Source organism: Streptomyces sp. NPDC060194 (assembly GCF_042728285.1).
Classification (GTDB): domain Bacteria; phylum Actinomycetota; class Actinomycetes; order Streptomycetales; family Streptomycetaceae; genus Streptomyces.
Window position 1 is genome coordinate 1 of sequence record NZ_JBHWZH010000210.1, and the last position, 7334, is coordinate 7334.

General features: G+C 69.8%; 5 protein-coding genes. 2 read left to right on the top strand and 3 right to left on the bottom strand.

Annotated features, from left to right (window positions below; genetic code table 11):
* Nucleotides 1–45: 45 nt before the first annotated feature.
* From ACFWEG_RS27395 to ACFWEG_RS27405, 3 genes are all read right to left on the bottom strand, one after another.
* Nucleotides 46–1674 (bottom strand): ABC transporter substrate-binding protein, encoded by a 1629-nt coding sequence (locus tag ACFWEG_RS27395; RefSeq protein ID WP_387220352.1) that lies wholly within the window; start codon nt 1672–1674, stop codon nt 46–48.
* Nucleotides 1675–1793: 119 nt separating this feature from the next.
* A complete protein-coding gene (locus ACFWEG_RS27400) occupies nt 1794–2747 on the bottom strand; it encodes a GNAT family N-acetyltransferase (protein ID WP_387220355.1) in 954 nt (317 codons plus the stop codon).
* Between the two features lie 80 nt (nt 2748–2827).
* On the bottom strand, nt 2828–3082 hold the full coding sequence (locus ACFWEG_RS27405; RefSeq protein WP_387220358.1) for a peptidase: 255 nt from the start codon (nt 3080–3082) through the stop codon (nt 2828–2830).
* Between the two features lie 1254 nt (nt 3083–4336).
* Between ACFWEG_RS27405 and ACFWEG_RS27410 the strand changes: the two genes are divergently transcribed.
* Together ACFWEG_RS27410 and ACFWEG_RS27415 are read left to right on the top strand one after the other, a co-directional pair.
* Nucleotides 4337–5356 (top strand): ABC transporter permease, encoded by a 1020-nt coding sequence (locus tag ACFWEG_RS27410; protein ID WP_387220361.1) that lies wholly within the window; start codon nt 4337–4339, stop codon nt 5354–5356.
* Nucleotides 5357–5422: 66 nt separating this feature from the next.
* Nucleotides 5423–7189, top strand: a complete 1767-nt coding sequence (locus ACFWEG_RS27415; protein ID WP_387220363.1) for an ABC transporter substrate-binding protein — start codon at nt 5423–5425, stop codon at nt 7187–7189.
* The last annotated feature ends 145 nt before the right edge of the window (nt 7190–7334 follow it).

Consider the following 7334-nt stretch of genomic DNA (forward strand, 5'->3'; position numbering starts at 1 on the left):
GGTCACCGGGCCGCGCGGCGCATCGGAAGGTGCGGCCGGAACAGGTCAGTTGACCTTGATCTCGTTGAACACCGGGACGCTGAACGGGTTGAGCTCGACGTTCGAGATGTTCTCGCTGTAGCCGGCGCTGCCGTTCTGGTACCAGAGCGGGATCGCGCCCATGTCGTCCCGCAGCACCTTCTCGGCCTGCTGGAACTTCTTGACCGCCTCGGCGGTGTCCGACTCGGCGTTGGCCTCGTCGACCAGCTTGTCGAACTCCTTGTTCGTGTACTTGCCGTCGTTGGACGAGGCGTTGGTGTAGTACAGCGGCTGCAGGAAGTTCTGGATCAGCGGGTAGTCCATCTGCCAGCCCGCCCGGAAGGGGCCGGTCATCTTGTCGTCCGTGATCTTGTTGCGGTAGTCGGCGAAGGTGCCGGTGGGGTCGCCGACGCAGGCGTTGTCGTCGTCGAGCGCGTTGTTGATGCTGTTGCAGACGGCGTCGACCCACTCCTTGTGGCTGCCCGTGTCGGCGTTGTAGCCGATCTTCACCTGGCCGCCGGGGATGCCGCCGCCGTCCTCGACCAGCTTCTTCGCCGCGGCGGCGTCGTAGTCGCACAGCTCGCCGCAGAGCTCGGCGTCGTAGCCGCCCTCCTCGCCGAGGACGGGGGAGGTCCAGTCCCCGGCCGGGGTGCGGGTGTCCTGGAAGATGGTCTTGGTGATCTGCTCGCGGTTGATGGCGCGGGAGAGGCCCTGGCGGACCTTCTTCGCGTCCTCGGTGTTCCACTCCTCGCGGTAGAAGGGGAAGGCGAGGGTCTGGATGATGCCGGCGGGGGTGTTGAGGTACCGGTCGCCGAGGTCCTGCTCCACGTTGGAGAGCTGCGAGGCCGGCACGTCGTCGACCAGGTCGAGGTTGTTCGCGATCAGGTCGGTGTACGCGGTGTTGTTGTCCGTGTAGACCTTGAGGTCGACGCCCTCGTTCTGCGCCTTGTCGGGGCCCGGGTACTCGGCCCACTTCCGAAGGGACATCTGCGAGCCCTTCTGGTACGAGTCGACCGTGTACGGGCCGTTGCCGATCGGCTTGTCCAGCCAGGCCTGCTTGTCGTCGAAGAACGCCTTCGGCAGCGGTGCGAAGGCGGCGTAGCCGAGGGTCTCGGGCCAGGTGGAGAACTTCTGGGTGAGCTTGACGGTGAAGGTGCGGTCGCCGGTGACCTTCAGGCCGGACATCGTCTTCGCCTTGGCGTCGCCGGACTCCGGGTGGACCTCGTCGTAGCCCTCGATCTGGCCGAAGAAGTACGCGTTCTGCTGCGCGTTGTCGATGAGCGCGCCGTAGTTCCAGGCGTCGACGAAGGACTTCGCGGTGACCTTCTCGCCGTTGGAGAAGGTCCAGCCGTCCTTGACCGTGATGGTGAAGTTGGTCGAGTCGGAGGTCTCGATGCTCTCCGCGAGCTCGTCCTTCGCCTCGCCGGTCTTGGGGTCGTAACGCTTGAGACCGCGGAAGATCATGTCGAGGACCTTGCCGCCCTGGACCTCGTTGGTGTTCGCCGGCTCCAGCGGGTTCTGCGGGTCGCCCCACGACGCGCGGACCACGCCGTCGCCTCCCCCGCCGCCGCCGCTGTCGTCCCCGCCGCAGGCGGTCGCGGCCAGGGCGACGGCCACCGCGCAAGCGGTCCACTTGGCGTGCGTGGCTCCACGCATGGAGTTCCTCCTTCGGTCCCGAGACTCACTTAGGACCGAATATCGCCCCATACGGGACGTATCGCACGCTTATGTACGACCAGAGGGAGGAACCGTCCCCCGCCCGGCGGCACCGGCCGTCAGCCGTGGACGGGGAACACCGCCTCCCAGGTGTCGACGGCGAAGTGGGTGCGCATGCCGTGGGCCTCGTAGAGGCGGAGCGGGTTGGTCTCGTTGGAGGTGTCGACGCCGAGACCCATGACGGTGCGGCCGCGGGCGGCGAACTCGGCGAAGGCGTGGCGCAGGAGGAACCCGCCGACGCCCCGGCCGCGGGCCTCGCGGACGGTGCCGAGGCTGCTGACCCATCCCATGGCGCTGCGGTCGTCGCGCGCGACGAGGACGCCGACGTCCTCGGGGCCGTGGCCGAGGTCGAGGGTGGCGATCGTGACCAGCTTCCAGTCGATCAGCTCCGGGTCGAGGTCGGCGAGCCACTGCTCGTACGTCCGCGGGTGGTGGCCGTGGTGCTCGGCGAAGGTGGTCGACCACAGCGCGTGGGCGCGGCGGCGGTCGGCCTCGGCGGTGCAGTCGCGGAGCGTGAGGCCGGGCGGCGGGGCGGGGCGCTCGGCACTGGTGACGTCCCTGGTGAGGACGTTGTAGCGGCGGACGGTGCGCCAGCCGCGCGGCGGAAGGTGGGCGGCCACGTCGAAGGTGGCCTTGTGGGCGTTGTAGTAGAGGTGCGCGACGGCCCGCTCGGCGCCGTTCCCGCGCGCCTTGTCGATCGCGCGGGCCTCCAGGAGGCCGAGGAGCTGGTGGCCCGCGCCCTCGTGGCCGGGGCGGACGTAGTGGTCGACGTTGATGTCCTCGGCGCCGGAGTCGTCCCAGAGGTTGCCGTAGGCGGCGAGGGTGCCGTCGGGGGCGTGGAGCAGCCAGGAGTTGTGCGGGAGGTCCGCCTCGGGGTGCTTCAGGTCGGACTCGACGGTGCTGAGGTCGGTCTCGCTGCGGCCTACCTCGAACTCGTCGATCAGGGCGAGGAGGCCGTGGATCTCGGGGGCGTCGGCGAGGGTGGCGGGGCGGACGGCGTAGGGAGCGGGCATGGGGTTCAGGATCGGCGCGCGAGCGGGGGGACGGCAACCGAATTCGGGGGGCGCGGTCCGCGGTGCGTGCGGCGCGGGGCTCAGCCGATGAGGCGCATCGACGCGGCGGTGCGGACGGCGGTGCCGCCCCGGCGCTCGACGCGCCAGATCGCGGCGCCGGGGGTCCTCGCGACGGCGTCCTGGAGTCGGCCGTCCACGAAGAGTGCCGCCGCACCGTCGTCCACCGCCCAGCCTGCGGGGAGGGCGCCGGAGGTGATCGCGCGGGCGTAGGCGGGGGCGCGGTCGGGCTCGGAGTCGTAGTGGGGGCGTGCGCGGGGGCCTTGGGCGGCCTGCAACGAGGGGCCGCGGCTCCGCCGCGAGTGCACGGGCTGCGCCCGCGCGGCCTCAAACGCCGGCCGGGCTGGAGTTTTTCGGGCCACCGCTCGCCGGCAGGACCGACATCGGGACCCCCGCTGTGGGCAAACGTGCCGCAGGGCGGCACGGGTGGGCACAGCCCCCGAGTGGCCGCGCCCAGCGACCACCCCGGCCCACCCCGGTCGGCGCCGGGAGCGCGCCGCGCAATGATCGGCCGCACCACCTCTGCGCGCGTCGCCGCTGGCCGTGGGGAGGAAGCAGACCTTCGGCCGGGGGCGGCCGGTCATCGCCAGCACCCAGTCGTCCAGGACGGTGTCGTCGTCCGTGGAGAAGCCGCCGCCGAGCATGACGATGCGTCCCATGCGTGCCCCCTGGTCGCGGGGCCTTCCCCGGGCCCCTGGTCCCGACCCTAGCCATCCGCGCGCTGCACGACCCGCCTTTTGTTCCGGGGCTCCGCCCCGGACCCCGGCGGGGGCTTCGCCCCGGACATCGCCCCCCGGCCACCCCTTCCCCAAGTCCCTCGGGCGGGCGCCGCTCCGCCTGCCGGCGGGATACCGGGCTCCGCCCGGTGGCCTCAAACTTCCCCAAGCTCTCGGCTTCGCTCGAGCAGGGGAGACCCCATCGCCGGGCTGATCCTTTTGGGCGGCTCGCGCCGAGCTTCGTGCGGCTCGCGCCGCGTCCTGAGCAGCTCGCGCCGAGTTTCGTGCGGCTCGCGCCGCGATCGTGCCGCTCGGTGGCGATACGGGGCACCGCACCCGTCTCGCCCGCCGGACGCAGCGCAGCGACCGCACGCGGCCACCCGGAGCACCGTCGCAGTCGCGAACGATGGAGATGTCCGCTGAATGAGACGGAATCAGGTGTTCCGCGTCACAGAGGAGGGGTGGGAGCAGGGCTTACATAGGAACAGAAGCGGACATTTGCCGCCATACGACATGTACGCCGCAGCTGAGGCGTCTTTACGGGACCAACACAACTCCGCGCCTTCGTTTAGGTGGTCCGCACCGGCCCGACGCGCTCGAATCCATGCTCATCAACCGCCCGTCCAGCAGCGAAACGGAGCAGATCGGTCATCTCCCCACGGAAGGTGAGGCGTTGACCAAAGGCCCAGGGGTGGGGATACGATCCGCTCGCAGCGATCAGCGTCCGATTATCGGAGTGGTCGCCGCACTCCTCACCACCATCCCGTACCTGTGTTTGCAACAGGTGTCCTCCACACGGGGCAGGAGCACCACCGCATGACCAGCACCACCACGGCGGAGACCGCCTCCCCGACGACCACGCCGACCCCGGCCGGCGTGCCCGCGGGGGTGAAGGGCTCGGAGAGCCGTTCGCCGTCGCGCCTCGCGTGGCTGCGCTTCAAGCGCGACAGGACGGGCGTCGTCTCGGCCGTCATCGTGATCGCGTTCTTCGTGGTCGCCCTAGCCGCCCCGCTGATCGCCAAGGTCTACGGGAAGAACCCGTACGAGACGTACGGGCAGAACATCCCCGGGCTGCTGAACGACTTCGGGTACCCCGCGCTGCCGAACGGCGGGATGAGCTCGGAGTACTGGTTCGGCATCGAGCCGACGCTCGGCCGGGACGTGTTCACGTTCCTGCTCTACGGCATCCGCACCTCGCTGATGATCGCCGCGGCGACGACGCTGCTCGTGACCCTGATCGGGGTCGTCGTCGGGGTGACCGCCGGGTACCTCGGCGGGAAGACGGACTACCTGGTCGGCCGGATCATCGACATCCTGCTCTCGTTCCCGTCGACGCTCTTCTTCATCGCGTTCATGCCGGTCGTGTACGGCCTGTTCGTCGCACCGAACGAGGAGATCCCGACGGCGCTCCGGGCGGTCTGCCTGGTGCTCGTGCTCACCGCGTTCGGCTGGGCGTCGATCGCCCGGCTGCTGCGGGGGCAGGTGCTCTCGCTCCGGGAGCGGGAGTTCGTCGAGGCGGCGAAGGTGACGGGCGCGTCCCGCGCGCACATCGTGTTCCGCGAGCTGCTGCCGAACCTGTGGACGCCGATCCTGATCCAGGCCACCCTCGCGCTGCCGGCGTTCGTCACCGCCGAGGCCGGGCTCGCCTTCCTCGGGGTGGGCATCCAGGACCCGACGCCCGACTGGGGCGTGATGATCCAGCGCGGAGCGTCCTTCTACACCGACGACTTCACGTTCATGCTCTTCCCCGGCCTCGCGATGGTGATCTTCGTCCTGGCCTTCAACCTGCTCGGCGACTCCGTACGGGACGCGCTCGACCCCAAGTCGAAGCGCTGAACCCGCTCCGAGCCCCTCGATCCACACCCCCCTCGTCCCACCCTTCTCCACCTAGGCAGGTTCGCCATGGCTTTTTCGCGTAGGAACTTCCTGATCGCCACCGGTGTCGCGGCCGGTTCGGCCACCGTGCTCAGCGCATGCGGCAGCGGGAACGCGGGCGGTGGCGCCGGGTCCACCGGCAAGACCAAGACCGTCTCCGACGGCAAGGCGGCCGCCTTCACCGTCGGCACCAAGGCCGACTCCGTCGGCCCCGCCCCGGAGGTCAAGGGCGCGGTCCGCGGCGGCACGATCTTCACGCTGGACCGGGACGACTTCTCGCACCTGGACCCGCAGCAGATCTACTACGCGTACACCCAGGCCGGCACCATCCTGATCCACCGCGGTCTGACCGGCTACAAGTCGGACGCGAAGGACAACGTCGTCCTGGTCGGCGACCTCGCCACCGACGCGGGCACCATGAAGGACGGCGGCAAGACCTGGTCCTTCACCCTGAAGGACGGCCTGAAGTGGCAGGACGGCTCGGAGCTGACCGCCGAGGACGTCAAGTGGACGATCGAGCGCTCCTTCGCCCCGTTCATCACCCAGGGCCCCCGCTACGTCCAGGACTTCCTGGAGGGCGCCGAGGGTTACAAGGGCCCCTACGACGGCAAGCGGCTCGACTCCGTCGAGGTCTCCGGGAAGACGATCACCTTCCGCCTGAAGGAGGCCCGCCCGGACTTCAACTTCACCCTGGCGATGGCCGGCTACGGCATCGTGTCGAAGAAGAACGACACCAAGCAGAAGTACGACAAGAAGCCGTTCGCCTGCGGTCCGTACATGATCGAGTCGCGGGTCACCGACAAGTCGATGACGCTGGTCCGCAACCCGCACTGGGACGCGAAGACCGACCCGATCCGCAACGACTACCCGGACAAGTACACCTTCCGCTTCGGCTTCCAGGCGCTGGCCTCCACCGACCGCTACATCGCGGACTCGGGCGACGACCAGTACTCGATGTCGATCCTCAACGTCGTCGCCACCGAGCGCGTCCAGAAGGTCCTCGGCACCCCCGCGCTCAAGGAGCGCGTCATCGAGCACCTGGGCGCCGGCGCGTACTACTGGGCGGTCAACACCAAGCGTGTCACCGACGTCGAGGTCCGGCGCGCGCTGATCGAGGCGTGGCCGAACCAGCAGTCGCAGACGGTCCGCGGCGGCAAGACGCAGTCCGAGATCGCCACCACGCTGATGAGCCCGCTCTCCGCGGGTCGTGAGGACTTCGACCTCTACGGCAAGCGGAAGAAGCCGTCCGGTGACCCGGCGGCGGCGAAGGCGCGGCTGAAGAAGGCGGGCAAGCTGGGGCAGAAGATCGTCTTCGCGTTCCCGCAGACCGAGACGAACGTCAAGAACGCGGTCGTCGTCCGCAAGGCGCTGGCCGCGGCGGGCTTCGAGCCGGTCGCCAAGGCGATCGACTCGACGACGTTCTACGACGAGATCGGGAAGCTGGACAACGAGTTCGACGTCATGGCGGCGGGCTGGGTGCCGGACTGGTCGACGGGCTACACCGTCTTCCAGCCGACGTTCGAGTCGCACGCGGTGGTCGAGGGCGGGGTCAACTGGTCCCAGCTGAAGGACAAGACGGTCGACAAGGCGATCGCGAACGCGGACTCGATCACCGACCCGGCCGAGGCGGGGAAGGCATGGGCCGCGGTCGACCGGATGCTGGTCGACAAGGCGGTCGCGATCCCGGACTACTTCCCGATCCGGAACTACATGCACGGGTCGAAGGTCGGAAACCCGGTGTACGACGTCGGTTACGACTGCGCGGCGCTGCACAAGGCCTACGCGAAGAAGTAGTCCCCTCCGGGGCGGGGTGGCCGGGTTCTCCCGGCCGCCCCCGCCCCCGCGGGTGGGGTCCCGCTCCGCGGGGTTCTCCCCCACCCGCCCCTTCCCCCAGTCCCTCGCCGGGCGGCTTCGCGCCTCGCGGCGCGAGGGCCTTGGG

Coding starts and splice junctions, on each gene's coding strand:
- ACFWEG_RS27400 (WP_387220355.1), bottom strand. CDS start 2,747: ATGCCCGCTCCCTACGCCGTCCGCCCCGCCACCCTCGCCGACGCCCCC.
- ACFWEG_RS27410 (WP_387220361.1), top strand. CDS start 4,337: ATGACCAGCACCACCACGGCGGAGACCGCCTCCCCGACGACCACGCCG.
- ACFWEG_RS27415 (WP_387220363.1), top strand. CDS start 5,423: ATGGCTTTTTCGCGTAGGAACTTCCTGATCGCCACCGGTGTCGCGGCC.
- ACFWEG_RS27395 (WP_387220352.1), bottom strand. CDS start 1,674: ATGCGTGGAGCCACGCACGCCAAGTGGACCGCTTGCGCGGTGGCCGTC.